Raw genomic sequence first — 19273 nt, 5'->3', positions numbered from 1 at the left:
CGCGGGTGCCGGTTCACCGGCGCGGCACGGGAACGAGGCGCAGGAGTCCGTGGAGGACGGCGTCGACCCGGTCCTGCGCGGGCTCGTCGCTCACGTGCGTCAGGAGCCGGGCGAGGACCTTCAGCAGCTGCGGCGAGGCCATCACCCGGGGATGCAGCACCGGCCGGTAGCCGAACCGCGAGAAGAGCAGGTCCCCCGCGAGGTTGCCGAGCCGGAAGTACCGCGCCCAACGCCGCTGGATCTCGACCGGGTACTGGTGCAGGGCGTGCTCCCTGCGCGGCCCGGCCGGGCGGGCCAGTGCCAAGGCGATGGTCTCCGCGGCCACTTCGGCGGCCTCCATCGCCTGCGCGATGCCCTCACCGCTCCACGGACTGACCATGCCCGCGCTGTCCCCCACCAGCAGCAGACCCCGCCGGTACTGCGGACGCCGGTTCAGCCCCATCGGCAGCGGGGCGCTGCGCAAGGGGGACTCGGCGTTCTCCTCGCGAAGCCCCCACTCCTCGGGCAGCCGGGCAAGCCAGTGCTCCAGGGCCGCGCGCAGGTCCACGGGCCGGCGCCGGCGCTGCTGCGGCAGGGCGCCGAGGCCCACGTTGACGCGCCCGTCCCCCAGCGGGAACACCCACCCGTAGCCGGGCAGGTCGAGACCGGTGCGGGGGCAGCGCAGGTCGGCCCAGAGCTCCAGGTACGGGTCGTGGGTACGGGCCTCGCTGCGGTAGTAGCGCCGGGCCGCCGCCGCCACGGGCCGCTTCTCGTCCCGTACGAGCCCCAGGCCGAGCGCCGTGCGCGCGGAGGCGCCGTCGGCCGCGACGACCAGCGGGGCCCGGTACCGGACCGGCTCCGCCTCGGGCCCGCGGACGGCCGCCACGCCGACGACCTGACCCGAGCGGTCGGTCAGCGGGCCCGTCACCTTCACGTGGGTGCGCAGACGCGCCCCGGCGTCGCGCGCGTGGGTGGCGAGCAGGTCGTCGAAGTCGTGCCGGCTGCGGGTGAGCCCGAAGTCGGGATGGGCGCCGAGCCGCGGCCAGTCCAGCTCCACCTGATGCCCCCCGCAGACCCAGCGCATCCCCTTGTTGCGCATCCAGCCGGGGGCGTCGATGTCGACGCCCATCCGGATCAACTGGAGGACGCTGCGCGGTGTCAGACCGTCCCCGCACACCTTCTCGCGGGGGAAGCCGCTCTTCTCCAGGAGCAGCACGTCGACACCGGCGTGGGCCAGGTGCACCGCGGCCGCGGAACCCGCCGGTCCCGCCCCCACGACGATGACCTGCGCCTCCTCGTCGGCGGCACCTTCGGATCCCCCTCGGCCGCCGTCGCGGCCGCCACCGGACTCGTCACTTTTGGTGATCACGCCACTACTATGCCCCCGATCCCGGCCGCCAGACCTCGTGGCACGACCCAAACGACACCCCCGTCGCACCACCCCCCGCACGGCTCCCCGCACCGACTCCCGCACGGCCCCTCCCGCGGCTCCGCACTGCGGCACACTGGCTGTGGGGGGCGCGCGCCTCGCGCGCCCGCAGGCCCGGAAGAAGGTGTCCGGATGGCCAGGAACCGGTCCCGGTCGCGCTACGCCCCCGACCCGGGGCTCTCGGCCCGCATGGCGACGACGATGTTCCTCATCGGGCTGCTGTACGTGGTCTTCGTCGGCGTCCTGCTGGTGCTGCTGCGCGGCTCCTGGCCCGTCATCCTCCTCATCGTCGGCCTCCTGTTCGTCGGCCAGTTCTGGTTCAGCGACAAGATCGCCGCCCTGGGCATGGGCGCCCGCGAGGTCACCCGCGAGCAGGCTCCCGAGCTGCACGGCACGGTGGACCGGATCTGCGCCCTGGCCGGCCTGCCCAAGCCGAAGGTGGCGATCGCCGACAGCGACATGCCCAACGCCTTCGCCACCGGCAGGGGCGAGAAGACGGCGCTGGTCTGCGTCACCACCGGGCTGCTGCGCCGCCTGGAGCCGGAGGAGCTGGAGGGCGTCCTCGCCCACGAGATGTCCCACGTGGCGCACCGGGACGTCGCCGTGATGACGATCGCCTCGTTCCTCGGCGTCCTCGCCGGGATGATGACCCGGGTCGCGCTGTACAGCGGACTCGGCCGCAGCCGCGACGCCAACGCGGCCGCCGCCCTCATCCTCGTACCCGTCATCAGCGGAGCGGTGTACGTGCTGAGCTTCCTGCTCACCCGGGTGCTCTCCCGCTACCGCGAGCTGGCCGCCGACCGGGCCGCGGCGCTGCTCACCGGCCGTCCCTCGGCGCTGGCCTCCGCGCTCACCAAGGTGTCCGGGGAGATGGCGCGGATCCCGACCCAGGACCTGCGCAAGGCCGAGCCGTACAACGCCTTCTGGTTCGCCCCGGCCTTCTCCTCGAAGGAGAGCCTGGGCCGGCTGCTGTCCACCCACCCCACCCTGGAGCAGCGTCTCGACCAGCTCGCCCGGATCTCGGAACGGCTGGGGCAGGTCTGAGGACGAGCGCGACCGCGGACACGTGAAGCAGCGGCGGGAAGCGAACGCAAGAGTCGGACGCAGGAATCGGACAGGAATCGGACACGGGAATCGGACACGGGAATCGGAGGGGCCGGTGGGAATCCTCGACAGCATCCTCGGACGCAGCAAGCCGGTGCGGCCCGATCTCGACCGGCTCTTCGCCCTTCCCTCGGCGGCGCTCACCCTCCAGGCGGGCACCGGGTTCGTCCCGACCGGCGAGGGGTCGGTCTGCTTCGCCGGAGTGGAGGGCGGTGCGTTCACCCGGCTGAAGGAGGAGGTTCGGGAGCTCCTCGACGTCGCGGTCGACGGCGACCCGGTCACGTTCTCCCGGGACGCGTACGGATACACCTGGCTCCGTGCCCGGCGCGCCGCCGACGACCTCGTCTCCCTGGTGAACGACCTGCACGCCGTCAACACCCTGCTCCAGGAGTCGGGGTTCGGCCCGCACCTGCTCTGCTCCCTGACCGCGTTCCACGCACCGGAGGTCGACCACGAGCTCGCGCTCGTCTACCTCTACAAGCGCGGCACGTTCTACCCGTTCGCCCCCCGGGCCGACGGCACGACCCGCCGGGACAGCGCCCTGGAGCTCCAGGTCAGGGCCCTGCTCGCGGGTGACCTCGCGATCGAGCCGGACCTGGAACGCTGGTTCCCCCTCTGGGGCGCCCCCGGCGTGGGCACCGAGGACTGAGGGCGGGGGGACGAGGGGTCCTACGCCTCCCAGACGAAACCGTCCGGGTCGGCGAAGGCGCTCCCCGTGCCGCCGAGGGCGATGCGGTGCGCGCCGGAGCCGTCGCTGGGGACGCCGAGGTCCTTGGCCAGGCCGCGGTGCTTGTAGAGGGCCAGCTTGACGGGGCTCGACGGGCCGGCGGCGAACTCGGTGTACTTGCCGCCGAAGCTCCTGGCCACGGTCAGGCCCTGGCCGACGTAGTACTCCTTGCTCGCCTTCACGTCCGCCACCCCGAGGAGGAGGACCGTGTCGTCGATCTCGCGGGTGGCCGGGCCGTTGTCCTTCTTCGCCGAGGTCGCCAGCTTCCAGATCGTGCCGTCCGGAGCCTGGACGACGCCGCCGTAGCCCCACATCGACTTGGCGGCGGGCTTGAGGACGGTGGCGCCGGCGGACACGGCGGCGTCGACGAAGGCGTCGACGGTCGCGGGCCCGGAGACGGTGAGCGCCATGGCGAAGCCCCGGAAGCCGCTGGACGGCGCGTCGGAGGCCCGCAGGCGGATGCGCGTGTCCACGCCGAAGGCGGAGTAGAAGCGCTGGGCGGCGTCCAGGTCGGCCACCTCGAGGGTGACGGAGGTGAGGGACGCGGTTGCGGAGGAAGTCGTGGTTGCCATGACTCCAAGGTAGGGACCTGCCCCCGTCCGGCGCTTCTCGAATCCTGACCGTCTCGCGGGCGCTCCTATGATGATCGCGAACGCGGGCACCGCCCGCCGCACGAGCCGTGCGGACCGGGTACGCACCGCACCGCGCCGTCCAGGGGGGACGCCACCCGATGCCCACGCCGCCACCTCCGTCATCGCCGTCATCGCCGCGATCGCCGTCGTCGCCGTCCGGTCCCGTATCGCCGTGGCCGTCGCCGTCCGGCGCCGCGTGGACGCACGGGGCGCCGCCCCTCCGTGTCGGCGCCCTCGTCCCGCTGACCCCGCCCGGCTGGACCGAGGCCGGCCGGCACCTGCTCGCCGGGCTCGAACTGGGCGTGCGCGAGGTCAACGAAGCCGGCGGAATCGGCGGCCGCCCGCTGGAGCTGCTGGTCCGGGACACCGCGGCCGATCCGGAGCGGGCCTCGAAGGCCGTGGAGGAGCTGGCGGGCCTGGGCGTGGCCGCCGTGGCGGGCGAGTACCACAGCGTCGTCGCACGGGCCGCCGCCACCCGGGCCGACGCCCTCGGCCTGCCGTTCCTCTGCTCGTCGGCGGTGCTCGACGCGCTCACCGACGAGCCGACGGACTGGGTGGCGCGGCTGCCCCCGGCGCAGTCCCACGGCTGGCGGACCTACGCGGACTTCCTGCGCGGCGCCGGCCGGAGCCGGGTCGCCGTGGCGGTCCAGCCGAGCGTCTACTGGGCGTCCGGGACCCGCCTTCTGCGGGAGCAGCTGGCCGCCCACGGGGGATCCGTCGTCGAGCTGGACGCCAACGCGCTGGGCCCCGAGGCCCTGTGCGACGCGCTCGTCGAGCACGGGGCGACCGCGCTGCTCCTGCTGGTCGGCCAGCCGGAGCCGGCGGTGCCGCTCGTCCGGGCCGTCCGGAGCGACCCGCGGCTCGCGGAGCTCCTCGTCGGCGCCCCGGCCGGACAGCCGGAGTTCGCCGGCTGGGCGGAGGCGCTGGGCGCGGACGGCGCCGGGATCCCGTTCCTGCGCTATCTGCCCGAGCGGCCGGGTCCGCTGGGCGAGCGGGTCGGCAAGGAGCTCCGCGAGCGGCTGGGCGAGGCACCGTCGTTCGTGGCCTTCGAGGGCTGGGACACCGTGGCCGTCCTCGCCGAGGTGTTCCGTTCGTACGGAACGGACCGCGCGGCCGTCGCCGGGGCGTGGCCGCACGTGGCGGTGGAGGGCTCCCGAGGGCCGATCCGCTTCTCCCGCGCGCCGGGCATCGGCGTGTGGCAGTGGGTGTGGCCGCCCGTCCAGGTCGTCGACCGGGACCCGGGGGACGCGGCCCGCTTCCGCGTCCTCCACCGGGGTGAGGGGTGACGGAGGTCGGGTGCCGGCCGGCTCACGTCCAGGGGAGCCCGCCGACCGGGTCGTGCAGCACCCGCTCGGCCGGCAGGTCCGTCTCCACGAGCCGCCGCACGACGGCGCCGACCATCGCGGGCGGGCCGCTCACGTAGGCGAGGTGGCGCGACCAGTCGCCGTGCCGGGTCAGTGCGTCGGGCAGCGAGTCGCCCTCCGTCCCGGTGCCCGCGCCGACGACCGGGACGACGCGCAGCCAGGGGTGCCGCTTCTCCAGTCCGGTGAGGGCGGCCGTGTCGTACAGGTCGGCCGGTGTGCGGGCGCCGAGGAACAGGTGCGCCGCGCGGTGCGGCGGCCGGCGCAGGGCCAGGGCGTCGACGAGCGCCTTGGCGGTGGCCCACCCGGTGCCGCCGGCGACGATCAGGACGTCCCGCCCCGGGGCGTCGTCGAGGGTCATCGTCCCCTGTGCGGGCCCGAGGCGCAGCTCGTCGCCGACGCGGGTCCGTGCGACCAGCGCGTCGCTCACCCCGCCGGGGCCGGTGCGGCGGACGTGGAACTCCAGCTCTCCGTCGGGGCGGGGCGCGCGGGCGACGGAGTACGGCCGCCAGGCGTGCGGGAGCAGCGGCGACTGGATCGTGGCGAACTGGCCCGCCCGGTACGGGTAGGGCTCGGCGGTGCGGACCCGGAGGACGGCGAGTCCGGGTGCCTGGAGCGCGTGGTCCGTGACGGTCGCGTTCCAGTAGGCCGGCTCGGTCAGGGACCGGTTCGCTCCGTCGATCATGGCGGAGACGGCGAACCGCACCATCCGCAGCCACGCGCCTTCCAGCTCCGGCGACCAGTGCTGTCCGGCGCTGCGGCGCAGGCCCTCGGCGAGCGCCGCCTCGAACACCGCGAAGTGCACGGGCCGGACTCCCAGCTTGCGGTGGTCGCGGCCGAGCCGGGAGCAGAAGGCGGTCACCTCCTCGGGGCGGTCCAGGTGCGCGATCAGGTAGCGGAACGCCTGCTCCAGATGGGCCCGCTGGAAGTCCATCGACTCGGGGAACAGCCCGCGCAGGTACGGGTGCTGCGCGAACATCGCCCGGTAGAGGTGGTCGATGAGCGTGCCGAACGGCGTGACGAGCGGCAGCGTCCGGAGGATCGTCTCCCGGTCGCCGGACCCGGCCCCCTCGACGGGGCGGGCGGGGTCCGGCGCCCGCCGCTCCCCGCCGGACGGGGCCAGCAGCCGTTGACGCAGCCGCATGGCGTCCCGCCGCGCGAGGAGTGTGTGGTATTCGTCGTAGCTGTCGCTCGTGGTGGCGCTCACGTGCCGGCTCTCTCCCTGCTGGGTCCACCTGAAGGCACGTCAGTTTCGCACCGCTCCCCCACCGCCGTCCGGCCCCGGCGGAGGGCCGAACGGCCCTGCCGGACCGGGGTCGTTCGACCCTGTCGCCGAAAGATCCGCCGGCGTACGCGGGCGGGGCGGGTGCCGTCCAGGACGGCCCGGCCTGGTGGCGCGGCCGTCCCGGGCGGCCCAGCCTGGTGGCGCGGCCGTCCCGGGCGGCCCAGCCTGGTGGCGGCGCTGTTCTTCTTCTGCGTCGGCGGCGTGACGGCCCTGGTGATGCGGGCGGCACCGGCCCGTCCCGACACGCGGCGCCGGGTCCGCCTCCGCACGTTCTTTGCCTCGCCCACCGGACGACGGCCTCCATGTCCACGTCGGTACCAAGGGGCCGGGAGACGTCAAACGCGGGGGATGGGCGTGCCGCCTCCCGGCCGCGGCCCATGGTCCTCGCCCCCGCCGGGGGCCCGACAGGGTCGAACAGTCCCCGCGGGCGGGCGGCACCAGGGCCGAACGGCCCCTGCGGTCCTGCCGCCCCCGTGACGTAACCTGCGGCAGGAAGCACGCACCGGCAGAGCAGGCAGGCATGTCCGACACCGCAGAACCCCCGGGCACGCCGTGGCCGCGGCTCGACGTCCCCGAGCGGATGCACGCCCTCCTCGCCGCGGTCATGGACCTCGGTCGCGACCTCGAACTCCCCCAGGTCCTGCACGGCATCGTGGAGGCCGCCGTCACCCTCACCGACGCCGAGTACGGCGCGCTCGGGGTGATCGGCGACGGGGACCGGCTCTCGCAGTTCCTGCCCGTGGGCATGGCCGACGAGCAGGCCGCGCGCATCGGTCCCGCACCCTGCGGACACGGCATCCTCGGCGAACTCATCCGCAACCCGGTCCCGTTGCGCCTGGACGACCTCACCCGGCATCCGAGCAGCTTCGGCTTCCCCGCGCACCATCCGCCGATGCGTACGTTCCTGGGAGCGCCGATCCGTGTCAGGGACGAGGTGTTCGGCAACATCTACCTGACCGAGAAGCGCGGCGTCGGCGGCTTCGACGCCGACGACGAGGCGGTCCTGACGACCCTGTCGACCGCCGCGGGCGTCGCCATCGACAACGCCCGCCTCTACCACGACAGCAGGCGCCGCGAGCACCGGCTCGAAGCGCTCGCGGAGATCACCCGGGCGCTGCTCGCCGGGACCGACCCGGACCGGGTGCTGCGGCTGATCGCCCGCCGGGCGCGGGAGGTGGCCGACGCCGATCTCGCCGCCATCCTGCTGCCGGCCGGCCCCGACGGTCAGCTCGTGGTCCAGGTCGCGGACGGCGACACCGCCGGCGCGGTGCTCGGTGCGCGCCTTCCGGCGGACGGCTCGCTGACGGGGCTCGCCGCCCGCACGCGCCGGCCCGCCGTCACGGCGGACGTCCGCACCGACGCCCGGGCCCGGCCGCTGCGCGCGGACGCCGGCGCCCCGCCGGAGCACGGTCCCGTGGTGGCCGTGCCGCTGCCCGTCGACGACGCCGTGTGCGGGGCACTGCGGCTGGCCCGGCGGGCGGGGCGCCCCGGGTTCGACGCCACGGAGGTGGAGTTGCTCAGCGGCTTCGCCGACCAGGCCGCGATCGCGCTCGAACTCGCCCGCAGGCGGGCCGAGTCCGAGGAGCTGGCCGTGCTGCACGACCGCGACCGCATCGCCCGCGACCTGCACGACCTGGCCATCCAGCGTCTCTTCGCCACCGGGATGACGCTGCAGAGCGCGACCCGCCTGATCGGCGAGCCGGCCGCGGCCGAGCGGGTGTCGCGGGCCGTCGACGACCTCGACGCCACCATCCAGATCATCCGTTCCACGATCCTGCAGCTCCGCACGACGGCCGAGGACAGGGGCGGCCCCGCGCTGCGCCGCCGCATGGCGGAGACCGTCCAGCTGTCGGCCCAGTCCCTGGGCTTCCCGCCCTCGCTGCGCATCGCCGGCGCGGTCGACACCGCCGTCCCGGAGGACCTCGCCGACCACGTGCTGGCCGTCACGGTCGAGTCCCTCAGCAACAGTGCCCGGCACGCCCGGGCGAGCCGCGCCGACGTCGTCCTCTCCGTCCCGGAGCCGGGCGACCGGATCGTGCTCACGATCACCGACGACGGCATCGGCCTGGGGTCGGCCGAGCCGACCGGCGGCCTGCGCAACATGCGCTCACGCGCCGAGCAGTACGACGGGACGCTGGAGCTCCAGGCCCCGCAGGGCGGCGGCACCCGACTGGTGTGGACGGTGCCGCTGCGGCAGGACTGACGGACCGGCCGGTCGGGACTGCCCGCCGCACCGGCCGACCGGGACTCGCCGCCGCACCGGCCGGTCGGGCAGGGTGTCGGCCGAGCTGCCGGACCGTACGGGAACCGGCCGCCCCGCCGGACCGGCCGACCTCCTGCCCGGGTGGGCCGCCCCGCCGTGCCTCCGGCCCGCCTACTGGTCGCGCAGCCGCTCGGCGAGCATGGCCGCCTGGATGCGGCGGCCGACGCCCAGCTTGCCGAGGATGGCGGAGACCCGGTTCTTCACCGTCTTCTCGGCGAGGAACAGGCGCTCGGCGATCTGCCGGTTCGTCAGTCCCAGGCCGATGAGGTCCAGGATCTCCCGCTCGCGGGGCGAGAGCCGGTCGAGCTCGGCCGTCGAGGCGGTGCGGGGTTCCGGCTCGGGCTCGGTGCCCCGGATCCGGGCCATCACGCGGCTCGTCATGCGCGGGTCGAGCAGCGACTTGCCGGTGGCCACCGTACGGACCGCGTGGACCAGGTCGGAGCCGCCGATCTGCTTGAGGACGTAGCCGGCCGCCCCCGCCATGATCGCGTCGAACAGGGCCTCGTCGTCGTCGAAGGAGGTCAGCATCAGGCAGGCCAGCTCCGGCATGGCCGCGCGCAGTTCCCGGCAGACCTCGACCCCCTCGTGGTCGCCGCCGGTCGCGCTGCCGAGCCGTACGTCGAGCACGGCGACGTCCGGCCGTACGGCGGGCACCCGGGCGAGCACCTCCCGGGCGGTCGCGGCCTCGCCGACCACCTCGATGTCCGGCTCGGCCTCCAGCAGGTCCCGGACTCCGCGACGGACGACCTCGTGGTCGTCGAGCAGGAAGACCCGGAGGGGCGGGACGGAATTCACAGCGGTCTCCTGGGCAGGGGCGGGAGCTGAGGCGGCGTCAGTATGGCATCGGGCCCCGAGGGCCGTTCGGCCCTGGTCCCGCAGGGCCGAACGGCCCTGTGCGCCGCCCCCGCGCCCGTGATCGACTCGGCCTCGTGCCCGGGACGCACCGGCCGGGCACGGCCCGGCCGTCCCCCGGGCCGTCGCCGCGCCGGTGCGTCCAGGACCCGCCCGCCGCCCGGGAGGGACGGGACGGGCAGGGGCCGAACGGCCCTTTCCGCGCCGCCCCCGGGGGTCTGTACTGCGGGGAAGTCCCCTCCCCTGGAAGGCACCGTGAAAGACGACGCCGCTCTCGCCCCCGTTCCGGTCCCGCACCGTCCCGCCGCTCCCCCGGCCTGCGCCGGTGCGCGGCGCACCCTCCGCCTGGACACCGAGGAGGCGCTGCGTCTGCTGGCCTCCGTGCCCCTGGGCCGGATCGTGTTCACCCAGCGGGCGCTGCCCACGGTCCGCCCCGTCAACCACCTCGTGGACGGTGGCGACATCCTCGTCCGCACGCACGACGACACCGCCCTCGCGCTGCTCGCCCGGGTCGGCGGCACCGACGGCGTCGTCGTCGCGTACGAGGCCGACCTGATCGACGTGGAGGCGCGCCTCGGCTGGAGCGTCGTCGTCACCGGCTTCTGCCGACTGGTGACCGACCCCGAGGAGGCGGCCCGCTACCGGGCGGCGATCCGGCCGTGGACGGACCGCCCGTCGGACCGGGTGGTCCGCATCCGCCCCGACCTCGTCACGGGGGTCCGGCAGGTCGCGGCGGACTGACCCCGGGCGGCCCGCGGGCGCGGCCCGCCGGCCGGTGGGCCGGTGGGCCGATCGGCTCAGGTCCGGCGCGTCCGGGCCCGGCGGGCGGGCTGCGGGATCCGCCGGGGTGCAGGATCACCGGGGCGGTGCCGTGCCGCGGGCCGCCCGCCACCGCGCCGGCGTGGGAAGGGGTCAGGCCATGGAACGGTTCGACGGGACGGAGCGGTCGGCGTCCGGCGGGCGCTACGGCGAGGCCGTGTTCCGGCCCGGACAGGCCGGCGAGGGCGAGCGGATCGACTTCGGCGCCCTCGCCTACGACGGGATCACCCTGGCCCGGCTGCGCGCCCTCGGGGCCGGGCCGGGGTGGCACTGCCTCGACGTGGGCGCCGGTACGGGCACGGTCTCCCGCCGGCTGCTCGACGAGGCCGGGGTGGCGGGCGTCCTCGCCGTCGACCGGGACGTACGGTTCCTCGCCGAGCGGCCGGTGCCCGGGCTGGACGTGCTGGAGGCCGACATCACCGCCCCGGGCGCCGTCCCCGGCCGGTTCCGGCTCGTGCACGCGCGCTTCGTGCTGATGCACCTCCCCGAGCGCGAGCGGCTGGTCGCCGAGCTGGCCGCACTCGTGGAGCCCGGCGGCGTCCTGGTGCTCAGCGACGCCATCGACCTGACCGGCGACGGGACGCCGGTCACCCCGTACTCCGAGGCGATGCGGGCGATGTGGCAGGGGCTGCGCGCCACCATCGGCACGGACGTCACCTGGGTCCCCTCGTACCCCCGGCTGCTGCGCCGGGCGGGGCTCGGGCGGGTCGGCGCCGAGCTGCACGTGCCGCCGTTGCAGCCGGGCAGTCCCCTCAGCCGTTTCTGGGCGGACACGTGGCAGCGGAGCCGTGCGGCGATGCTGGCCACCGGACTGGTCGACGACGCCGCCGTCGACGCGGCGGTCCGCTACCTGGAGTCGGACGACTGCGCCGCCCTGTCGGCCGGGATGATGACCGTGTGGGGATGGAAGCCCTCGGCGGACACGTGACGCCCCGGGCGGGCCGCGGCCCGTCGCCGCCGTCAGCGGTCCGCCGGCGCCATCCGGCGCAGCAGGTAGGCGCCGGCGATCGCGACGAGGACCAGCATGCAGGCGATGAACACGAGCCCGGCCCCCTCCAGGCCGAGCGGATCCGCCAGCAGGCCGACGCCGATCACCGGGACCGAGATGCCCGCGTACGCGACGACGAACAGCGCGGAGATGACCGCCGCGCGCTGGTCCGGTGGCGAGGCCGCCGCGACGGCGGAGAGCGCCGCCCGGAAGGCGAGGCCCTGTCCGGCGCCGCCGACGAGGGCGGCCAGCACGACGAAGACGAGCAGGTCCGTGGCGAGCGCGCAGCCGAGCAGGACCAGTCCCGCGAAGAGCACGGCGCAGCCCAGCGGCAGCGAGCGCGCGGTGCCGAGGCGGCCGGCGGCCACCTGTCCGCCGGTGGAGGCGAAGAAGGCCAGGGCGACGACGATTCCGCTGACGGCGTGGTCGTCCACGTGCAGGTACCGCGCGAGGAAGGCGGGGCTGACGGAGGTGAAGACTCCGAACAGGGCGAACCCCGCGAAGGAGGAGACCGCCGCCGGCACGAAGACGGCCCGCACCTGGGCCGGGAGCGCGGGCTTCCGTGGCCGCACGGCGGTCAGCGGCTGCCGGTCCGGCACCGTCTCGGGCAGGAACAGCAGGACGACGGCCGAGAGCACGACGAGCCCGAGGTGCACGGCGAACGGCAGCAGCAGCGGCTCGGGGGCGTACTCCGCGAGCAGTCCCGCCAGGAGCGGCCCGCAGCCCAGTCCGCCCATGTTGGCGGCGGTCGCGACGAGCGTGGCTCCCGACGCGCCGCCGGGCGGGGCGAGCTCCATGACGTACGCGCTGGCGGCGCCCGTGAACAGGCCGGCCGACACGCCCGACAGGAGCCGGCCCGCGTACAGCCAGCCCAGGGAGTCGGCGGCGAGGAAGCAGACGGCGCTCGCCGCCGCGAACGCCAGGCCCCACCAGAGCGTCGGGCGCCGTCCGATGGTGTCGGAGGCGTTGCCCGCGAGGAGCAGCACGCCGATCACGCCGAACGCGTAGACCGCGAACACGACGGTGACCGTGAGCTCGGAGAAGCCGAACTTCTCCTGATAGAGCGGGTAGAGCGGGGTCGGCAGGGTCGTTCCGGCCATGCACACGACGAACACCGCGCCGCCGAGCAGACACTTCAGCCAGCCTTGCCGCTCCTCCGCCATGTCGGCGACCGTAACCCGGCCGTCCGCCCGCGACGCGACGGCAGGGCGCGCCCGGCCGAGTGATCCGCCGGGCCGTACGGTCCGGTCCGCGGGTCCGGTCCGCGGGTCCGGTCCGCCGGTGTCACTCCGGATGCTTCCGGATGCCTCGCCCGGCATCCCCACCCGTACCTTGTCGGCGACGTCCGCCAGGAGACCGATCTGGAGACCGGGGAGCAGCGATGCCGACGACCGCCACCACGCTCGGGGACCAGGAGCGCGCGCTGCTCTCGGCGGTGGGCAGCGGGCTGCGGGACGACGAGATCGCCGCCGCGCTTGCGGTCCCCGAGGCCTCGGTGGCCGAACAGCTCGCGCGGATCCTCGTACGGCTGGGACTGCGCGACCGTTCCGCGGCCATCGTCCACGCCTTCGACTGCGGACTGGTCGTCCCCGGCCACGGCCCGCGCCCCCGGCGGGCGGTCCCCGCAACCCTGGCCGCGGTCGGCCGGGAGCCCGCGCCGCGGATCGGGATCTCCGTGCTCGGCCCCCTGGAGGCCTGGCAGGACGGGCGGCCGCTGCGGCTGGGGCACCTGCGTCAGCAGGCCGTCCTGGCGGCGCTGGCGCTGGGCGGCGGGCGGACCGTCAGCCGCCGGGAACTGCTGGACGGCGTCTGGGGCGTGGAGCCGCCGGCCGCGAACGTGGTACCGGTGTACGTGTACCGGTTGCGCAAGGCCCTCGGTGGGGGAGAGCGCCCGGACGCGGTCATCGCGCACGACCGGTGCGGCTACCGGCTGGTCCCCGGCGTGGTCGACGTGGACGTCGTCCGCCTGGAGGAGCTGCTGGGCCGGGTCGAGACGGCGGACCGGTCGGGGGAAACGGCGGAGACGGTCCGGCTCTGTTCGCGGGCGCTGGACCTGTTCCGGGGGGAGGAGCCGCTGGCCGGCCTGCCCGGGCCGCGGGCCGAACGGGAGCGGCTGCGGCTCACCGAGCGCAGGATCGCCCTCGTACGGCGGAAGGCGGAGGGCCTGCTGCGGCTCGGCCGGTCCGCCGAGGCGCTCGCCGAACTGTTCGCCCTGTTCGCCGCACACCCGCTGAACGAGCCGGTGGCCGCGCTCCTGATGGGCGCGCTGTACCGCGACGGGCGTCGGGCGGACGCCTCGGCCGTGTTCGACCGCGCGCGCCGCCGGCTCGCCGACGACCTGGGGGTCGCGCCGAGCCGGATGCTGCGGCGGACGCACCAGATGATCCTGCGCGGGGACGAGTCCGGGCTCGGTCGGAGTCTCCGGCTCGGTCACGGGCTGGGTCTCGCGGGATGAGCGGCTCGCGGAGGCTGCGTGCACGGCTCCGCGGGCCGTCTCGTTCCGTGCTGTGCTGTGCTGTGCTGTGCTGTGCTGTCAGGAGGTGAAGGACCGCTCAAGGCGCGGGATCAGGTCCCTGAGGTCCTGCTCCCAGCACCAGGCGTTGTGGCCGCCGTTGCAGTTGCTGCCCCAGGCGGAACCGTCGCCGTAGTCCACGTAGTAGTACGACATGCCGAGGGCGTCCATGCTGTCCTTGACGTGCTTGGCCGCGCCTTCGAGCCAGAACTCGGTCTCGGTGGGCGAGCCGCCTCCGTTGCCGACGTAGATGGAGACACCGACGGTCCTGAGCTTGTCCATGTGGGCCGCCGGGTCGACCTCGTTCCAGCGCCAGTCGGCGTTGAAGATCGGGTACGGCGAGCCGAACGCGGCGTCGCTGTCCACGCCGGGCTTGTACGGGGAGTCGTTCGGGTCGCAGGAGCCGGACGAGGAGCCGCAGATCGCACCCGTCGCGTCGATGAGGGAGGCGACGACGGCCAGCCGCAGGTCCATGGACTTGACCGACAGGTCGATGTCGCCCGACAGGGACGCGGTCTGGCCGAACAGGTCGGGGCGGACCTGGGCGTAGTGCAGGGCGCCGAACCCGCCCATGGAGACGCCCGCGACGGCCCGGGTCTTCTTGGTGGCGATGGTCCGCAGGTTCGCGTCGATGAACGGGATGACCTGCTTGAGGTGGAAGTTCTCCCAGTTCTGGGCACCGAGCACGGTCTTCTGGTTGAGCCAGTTGGCGTACCAGCCGCGGGCGCCGCCGTCGGGGATGACCGTGATCATGTCGTTCGACGTGCTCAGCGCCGGGTAGTTCTGCTGGACCGGGTCGTCGGGCGAGCCGTGCAGGAAGTAGAGCACCGGATAGCGCCGGTTCGGGTCGTCGTAGTAGCCGCGGGGCAGGATGATCTTGATGTGGTGCCGGCCCGTCACCTCGGGCGTGGTCACGGTGAGGTGGAAGTCGGTGGCGCTGCCGCTCGCCGCCTCCACCTGGGTCAGTCCGAATCCGTTGGTGATCGGCGGCGGGCTGGTGGCGTCGGCGGCCTGAGCCGGACCGGCCGCCGGGGTGATCATGGCGACGGCCGCGACCGTCCACGCCACCACCAGCCGCCATCTCTTCGCTGTCCTCGTCACGGTGTTCCCCCTCGTGGGTCGCTGCGTCGTTGGGTGTCGACCGGCCGGGAGGCCGGTGTCGGGCGGAGCGGCCGGCTCAGTCCAGGACCTTGGTCTCCAGGGCCGGTGAGGCCGCGATCTGTTCCTCGGTGAAGCGCTCGGTCACCCACTGGCCGGCCGAGAACAGCCGGGTCTGGTCGGCGTAGTGGGGCGAGGTCGGGTCGGCCGACTGGGAGTAGGTCAGCAGGGTGGAGGCCTGCGGCGGGCCGTCGGCGGTGAAGCGCACCTGCTGGATGAAGCTGGAGCCGAAGGTGATGTCCGTCTTTCCGTCGACCAGGCCGGGAGTGACGACGTTCAGGACGCCCAGCTCGTGGATCGAGCCGTGGACGGGGATCTGCTCGCCGTTGCGGGTGACCTTCTGGACGTCCGAGAGCGCCGCGTTCAGCGGGATGCCCGCGTTGCGCATGGCGAATATCGCCCGTGCCAGCGAGTCGCGCACGGCGTTGTTCCCCGGGTCGAGCGAGTTGGGCGTGTGCACCGGGTCCTTGGGGTCGAAGGGCACCTTCCACGGCAGCGACTCGACGCCCTTGCCGCCCGCCAGCTGGTACCAGTAGTTCTCGAACAGCCAGGAGCCCCGGCTGTCCGACGTGAAGTCGTGGCTCTTCCAGGCGGCCAGGATCGGGCAGGCCTCGCTCACGTTGACCAGGTTGCCGTCGACGAGGACGAGCCCGAACAGGACGTCCTGGCACGCCTTCACGGTGGCGTTCAGAGCCAGGTCGGCCGCCCTGCTGTTGTCGGCGAACAGCAACTGGCGCATGTTCTCCGGCGTGAAGCCCCGGCCGGCCAGGCCGTCGGTGCCGTTGATCCGGTTCTGCGCGGTCAGGATCAGCTCCTGGGTGCGCAGCGACCGGGGCGCCGCCGTGTCGCCCATGACGCGGGGGAAGGACAGCGGCTGCTCGGGGTTGGCGAGCCAGGCGCTGTCGTTGGCGTTGCCGACGAAGTCCGAGCGGATCAGGCGCGGCTGCTTGCGGGGGTCCAGCAGGCCCGGCGCGACCGCGTTGGGGTCGGCGGGCCAGTCGCAGGCGCTGCGCTTGCCGTCGAAGATGGAGACCGGCGGGATGTTGGGCAGCCGGAGCGTCTGGTTGAAGAGGATCTTGCCGGTCTCGGTGAGGCACGACCGGGCGTGCTCGTCGGTGATGTTGGGGGTGGCCTGGATGTCCGCGTAGAGCGCGTCGCCCTTGCGGTCGGAGGCGATGGTGTTGAAGAAGGGGACGCCCTGGGTGGTCTCCAGGGTGTTCACCACGTCGTGGACGTCCTTCGCCTGGTCCAGGTGGAACCAGGTGTTCAGGGCGCGCAGGTTGTCCATGTTCACGTCGCGTACGGCGTGGGCGCTCACCAGCCAGGGCAGCCCGATGCCCTGGACCGAGGCGGTGACCGGGCCGTAGCGGGTGGACCACATGGTCCTGCTGACCTTGCCGACGGAGCCGTCCGCGCCGAGGACGTCGACGGAGACCTGCTGGGAGGTCATCTTCTCCCAGGCCCCGTCGACCAGGTACATGGTCGGGTTCAGCGGGTCGACCTGGACGTCGAAGAGACCGAACGGAGCGACCGTGGCGACCGTGTGGCTCCAGGCGACGTCGTCGTTGTGCCCGATGTTCACCGCGGGCAGTCCGAGCAGGCTGGCTCCGGTGACGTTGACCTTGCCCGGGATCGTCAGCTGGCTCTGCCACATGCGGTTCTTGCCCTGCCACGGGAAGTGGGGGTTGGCGAGCAGCATGCTCGTGCCGCCGGACACGCCCTGCGCGCCGACCGCCAGCGCGTTGCTGCCCATGCCGTCGCGCCGGCTCGCCGCCATCGCCTCGCGGATCCTCCGCCCGGTCTCCTTCGCGCTCTTGGCGCGCTGCGCGGCGGTGGGCGGCTTCGCCGCGGCCGCGGCGGCGGCCGAGGCCCCGGGAGGAACGGCGTTGACCAGGCCGTCGAGGAGGGGGTCGGCGGTGCCCATGATGATCTCGGCGTGCGCGTGCCGGTAGACGTCGAGCTCGGTGATGGGCCGCACCCAGGCAGCGCCCCGGCAGGCGGGGTCGGTGATGTTGCCGACGCCCGTCTCGGCCAGGTACCGGTTGTACCCCTGGACGTAGCCTCGGATGGCCTCCTTGACCTCCGGCTCCGGCCCGTTGGGCGCGGGCTGTTCGAGCAGCCGCTCCACGACCCGGTTGTCGTTGATCCGCTGGAAGTACAGGTCGCTGTTGAGATTGGTGGTGCTGTTCTGGCTCTGGCCGGGGCTCGCCTTCCCCGTGGGTCCCAGATAGCGGGACCGCTGGGCGTTGACCATCAGGTACGTGTCGGCCAGGGTGCAGATGTTGTCCTTGGCCGCCGCGTAGCCGTAGCCCGTCCCCAGGCCCTCCCAGGTCGAGGCGACGATGTGCGGGATCCCGTACTCGGTGTAACGGATCGTCGGCTTGTCCGGCGCCGCCTCGGCGGCGGACGGCCCGGCGACCGCCGTCGTGCCCATCACCGCCACCGCGGCCATGACCGCCAGCGGCAGCCTCGTCCTTGATCTCCTCCGCGCCATCGAGCCGTCCTTCCCCTGGGTTGCGCCCTCGCGGCCTGCGTCCGAACGCGGTCAGGCTACGGAGGGGCGATGAAATCCCGATGACGCGGCCGGTGGAGGGGCGGGGGCCGGAGACGTCGGCAGGGCGCCGGCGACGCCGCCGCCCGTGTGAAGCCGGCTCCCGTGGCGCCGGCCGTCGCGCGCGCCCCCGCGCCCCCGGCCGGCGGCCTCGGCTAGCCTCGCGGTCCCATGATCGGAGCACCGATGTCCCCTCCCTCCCCCACCCGGCGCGGCGCCCTGCGCACCCTCGCCGGACTCGGCGGGGCCGTCGCCCTCGGCGCCACGGCCTGCGGGCCCGAGGGCTCCGCCGACTCCGGGGCCACGACCGGGCCGAGCGGCTCGACCGTGCCCTCCGGAGCGGGCGGCGGGCGGCGGTTCGGTGCCGAGTGGGAGGGCCACACCCGCACCTTCATGTCCTGGCCGGCCCTGGCCTCCGTCTGGGGGGACGAGCTGCCGTCCGTACGGGAGGACATCGCGCGCATCGCCCGCGCCGTCGGGGAGTTCGAGGCCGTGGTGATGACGGCCCGCCCGGAGCAGGTGGCGGCGGCCCAGCGGGCCTGCGGCTCGCAGGTCGAGGTCATCCCGCTGCCCGTCGACGACCTCTGGGCCCGCGACACCGTCCCCGTCTTCGTGGAGGACGGACGCCGGCTCGTCGGCGTCGACTTCGACTTCAACGGCTGGGGCGACAAGCAGGAACACGCCAACGACGCCCAGGTGGGCCGCAAGCTGCCGGCCCGGTACCACATCCCCCGCGAGCAGGCCCCGCTCGTCGCCGAGGGCGGCTCCTTCGAGACCGACGGCGAGGGCACCCTGCTCGTCACCGAGAGCTCGATCGTCAACGTCAACCGCAACCCGGGGAAGAGCCGGGACCGGATCGAGGACGAACTCGTCGAGACGCTGGGCGTGGACACGGTGGTCTGGCTGGCGGGCGTCCGCGGCGAGGACATCACCGACGCCCACGTGGACAGTCTCGTACGGTTCGTCGCCCCCGGTGTCGTCCTCCTGGACCAGGCGTTCCCGGGCACGCCCCCGGACTCCTGGTCCCGCTCGGCCGACCAGGCCCGCTCGGTGCTCTCGAAGGCGACCGACGCCCGGGGCCGGCGCTTCGAGATCGTCGACCTGCCCCAGCCCGACCTGGACAGGATCACCGGCGAGGGCGACGACTTCGTGTCCAGCTACGCCAACTTCTACGTCGCCAACGACTCGGTCTTCCTGCCCCGCTTCGGCGACGCGCAGGCGGACGCCCGGGCCCAGTCGATCCTCCAGGAGCACTTCCCCGAGCGCGAGGTCGTGCCGTTGCAGATCGACACCATCGCCTCGGGCGGCGGCGGCATCCACTGCGCCACCCACGACCAGCCCGGGAGACCTGCGGCCTGACGGGGCACGGTGGTACCGGGGCACTCGGCGCACCGGTGGGACCGCGTCACGCGGGATCACGGCGTCGCACGGGTGGCGCCAAGCGTGCGTCCCACGGGGTCACGGCGTTGCAGGGGTGACGCCAAGCGCGCCTGTGTGGCGCCACACGGGCGCGGGTGGCGCCACACAGGCGCCGCCTCTGCACCGCCAGTGCGCCATCCGCGCGCCACTCGCGCACCATCTCGCGCCACTCGGAGCCATGTGGCGCCACAGAG

Annotated in this window: 15 protein-coding genes; 8 read left to right on the top strand and 7 right to left on the bottom strand. The window is 74.3% G+C overall.

From position 1 onward, the window contains the following. Nucleotides 1-13 precede the first annotated feature (13 nt). Nucleotides 14-1348, bottom strand: a complete 1335-nt coding sequence (locus tag OG309_RS33795) for a geranylgeranyl reductase family protein (RefSeq protein ID WP_402543882.1) — start codon at nt 1346-1348, stop codon at nt 14-16. Between the two features lie 192 nt (nt 1349-1540). On the opposite strand from OG309_RS33795, the gene htpX reads away from it, so the two are divergent. Both htpX and pspAB read left to right on the top strand, forming a co-directional pair. Continuing rightward, on the top strand, nt 1541-2452 hold the full coding sequence (htpX, locus tag OG309_RS33790; protein WP_329426774.1) for a zinc metalloprotease HtpX: 912 nt from the start codon (nt 1541-1543) through the stop codon (nt 2450-2452). A 115-nt stretch (nt 2453-2567) separates the two neighbouring features. Continuing rightward, nucleotides 2568-3161, top strand: coding sequence for a PspA-associated protein PspAB (gene pspAB, locus OG309_RS33785; protein WP_329426772.1), 594 nt, complete (start codon nt 2568-2570; stop codon nt 3159-3161). 20 nt (nt 3162-3181) lie between these two features. Here pspAB and OG309_RS33780 read toward each other — a convergent pair whose 3' ends face one another. Beyond that, entirely contained in the window at nt 3182-3811 is a 630-nt protein-coding gene (locus OG309_RS33780; protein ID WP_329426771.1) for a glyoxalase, read from the bottom strand. A gap of 158 nt (nt 3812-3969) precedes the next feature. Between OG309_RS33780 and OG309_RS33775 the strand changes: the two genes are divergently transcribed. Next, on the top strand, nt 3970-5157 hold the full coding sequence (locus OG309_RS33775; protein WP_329426769.1) for an ABC transporter substrate-binding protein: 1188 nt from the start codon (nt 3970-3972) through the stop codon (nt 5155-5157). Between the two features lie 22 nt (nt 5158-5179). Here OG309_RS33775 and OG309_RS33770 read toward each other — a convergent pair whose 3' ends face one another. After that, on the bottom strand, nt 5180-6439 hold the full coding sequence (locus OG309_RS33770) for a globin domain-containing protein (RefSeq protein WP_329426766.1): 1260 nt from the start codon (nt 6437-6439) through the stop codon (nt 5180-5182). Nucleotides 6440-7097: 658 nt separating this feature from the next. Between OG309_RS33770 and OG309_RS33765 the strand changes: the two genes are divergently transcribed. Then, a complete protein-coding gene (locus OG309_RS33765; RefSeq protein WP_329428684.1) occupies nt 7098-8720 on the top strand; it encodes a sensor histidine kinase in 1623 nt (540 codons plus the stop codon). A gap of 171 nt (nt 8721-8891) precedes the next feature. Here OG309_RS33765 and OG309_RS33760 read toward each other — a convergent pair whose 3' ends face one another. Next, nucleotides 8892-9575 (bottom strand): response regulator transcription factor, encoded by a 684-nt coding sequence (locus OG309_RS33760; protein ID WP_329426764.1) that lies wholly within the window; start codon nt 9573-9575, stop codon nt 8892-8894. A gap of 312 nt (nt 9576-9887) precedes the next feature. On the opposite strand from OG309_RS33760, the gene OG309_RS33755 reads away from it, so the two are divergent. Together OG309_RS33755 and OG309_RS33750 are read left to right on the top strand one after the other, a co-directional pair. Beyond that, entirely contained in the window at nt 9888-10373 is a 486-nt protein-coding gene (locus OG309_RS33755; RefSeq protein ID WP_443067608.1) for a pyridoxamine 5'-phosphate oxidase family protein, read from the top strand. 178 nt (nt 10374-10551) lie between these two features. Beyond that, complete coding sequence (locus tag OG309_RS33750; RefSeq protein ID WP_329426762.1) at nt 10552-11379, top strand: class I SAM-dependent methyltransferase; 828 nt, start codon at nt 10552-10554, stop codon at nt 11377-11379. Nucleotides 11380-11411: 32 nt separating this feature from the next. On the opposite strand, the gene OG309_RS33745 is transcribed toward OG309_RS33750, so the two are convergent. Further along, entirely contained in the window at nt 11412-12602 is a 1191-nt protein-coding gene (locus OG309_RS33745) for an MFS transporter (protein ID WP_329426760.1), read from the bottom strand. 218 nt (nt 12603-12820) lie between these two features. Here OG309_RS33745 and OG309_RS33740 point away from each other — a divergent pair, with 218 nt between their 5' ends. Beyond that, a complete protein-coding gene (locus OG309_RS33740) occupies nt 12821-13894 on the top strand; it encodes a BTAD domain-containing putative transcriptional regulator (RefSeq protein WP_329426758.1) in 1074 nt (357 codons plus the stop codon). A 78-nt stretch (nt 13895-13972) separates the two neighbouring features. Here the strand turns inward: OG309_RS33740 and OG309_RS33735 are convergent, their stop codons facing one another. Then, entirely contained in the window at nt 13973-14992 is a 1020-nt protein-coding gene (locus OG309_RS33735) for an alpha/beta hydrolase (protein ID WP_329428680.1), read from the bottom strand. 136 nt (nt 14993-15128) lie between these two features. Next, nucleotides 15129-17603, bottom strand: a complete 2475-nt coding sequence (locus OG309_RS33730; RefSeq protein WP_329426756.1) for a penicillin acylase family protein — start codon at nt 17601-17603, stop codon at nt 15129-15131. 243 nt (nt 17604-17846) lie between these two features. On the opposite strand from OG309_RS33730, the gene OG309_RS33725 reads away from it, so the two are divergent. Next, nucleotides 17847-19019 (top strand): agmatine deiminase family protein, encoded by a 1173-nt coding sequence (locus tag OG309_RS33725; protein WP_329426755.1) that lies wholly within the window; start codon nt 17847-17849, stop codon nt 19017-19019. Nucleotides 19020-19273: the final 254 nt, after the last annotated feature.

It is taken from the genome of Streptomyces sp. NBC_01268, assembly GCF_036240795.1.
GTDB lineage: Bacteria > Actinomycetota > Actinomycetes > Streptomycetales > Streptomycetaceae > Streptomyces.
Note: the sequence above shows the minus strand (reverse complement) of the source record. Positions and strands in the feature narration are given on the sequence as shown.

Excerpts from the sequence above, each read along its gene's own strand:
- OG309_RS33775 (WP_329426769.1), top strand. The coding sequence starts at position 3,970 with ATGCCCACGCCGCCACCTCCGTCATCGCCGTCATCGCCGCGATCGCCG.
- OG309_RS33765 (WP_329428684.1), top strand. The coding sequence starts at position 7,098 with ATGCACGCCCTCCTCGCCGCGGTCATGGACCTCGGTCGCGACCTCGAA.
- OG309_RS33780 (WP_329426771.1), bottom strand. The coding sequence starts at position 3,811 with ATGGCAACCACGACTTCCTCCGCAACCGCGTCCCTCACCTCCGTCACC.
- OG309_RS33740 (WP_329426758.1), top strand. The coding sequence starts at position 12,821 with ATGCCGACGACCGCCACCACGCTCGGGGACCAGGAGCGCGCGCTGCTC.
- OG309_RS33725 (WP_329426755.1), top strand. The coding sequence starts at position 17,847 with ATGTCCCCTCCCTCCCCCACCCGGCGCGGCGCCCTGCGCACCCTCGCC.
- OG309_RS33750 (WP_329426762.1), top strand. The coding sequence starts at position 10,552 with ATGGAACGGTTCGACGGGACGGAGCGGTCGGCGTCCGGCGGGCGCTAC.
- OG309_RS33735 (WP_329428680.1), bottom strand. The coding sequence starts at position 14,992 with ATGATCACCCCGGCGGCCGGTCCGGCTCAGGCCGCCGACGCCACCAGC.
- OG309_RS33730 (WP_329426756.1), bottom strand. The coding sequence starts at position 17,603 with ATGGCGCGGAGGAGATCAAGGACGAGGCTGCCGCTGGCGGTCATGGCC.
- htpX (WP_329426774.1), top strand. The coding sequence starts at position 1,541 with ATGGCCAGGAACCGGTCCCGGTCGCGCTACGCCCCCGACCCGGGGCTC.
- OG309_RS33745 (WP_329426760.1), bottom strand. The coding sequence starts at position 12,602 with ATGGCGGAGGAGCGGCAAGGCTGGCTGAAGTGTCTGCTCGGCGGCGCG.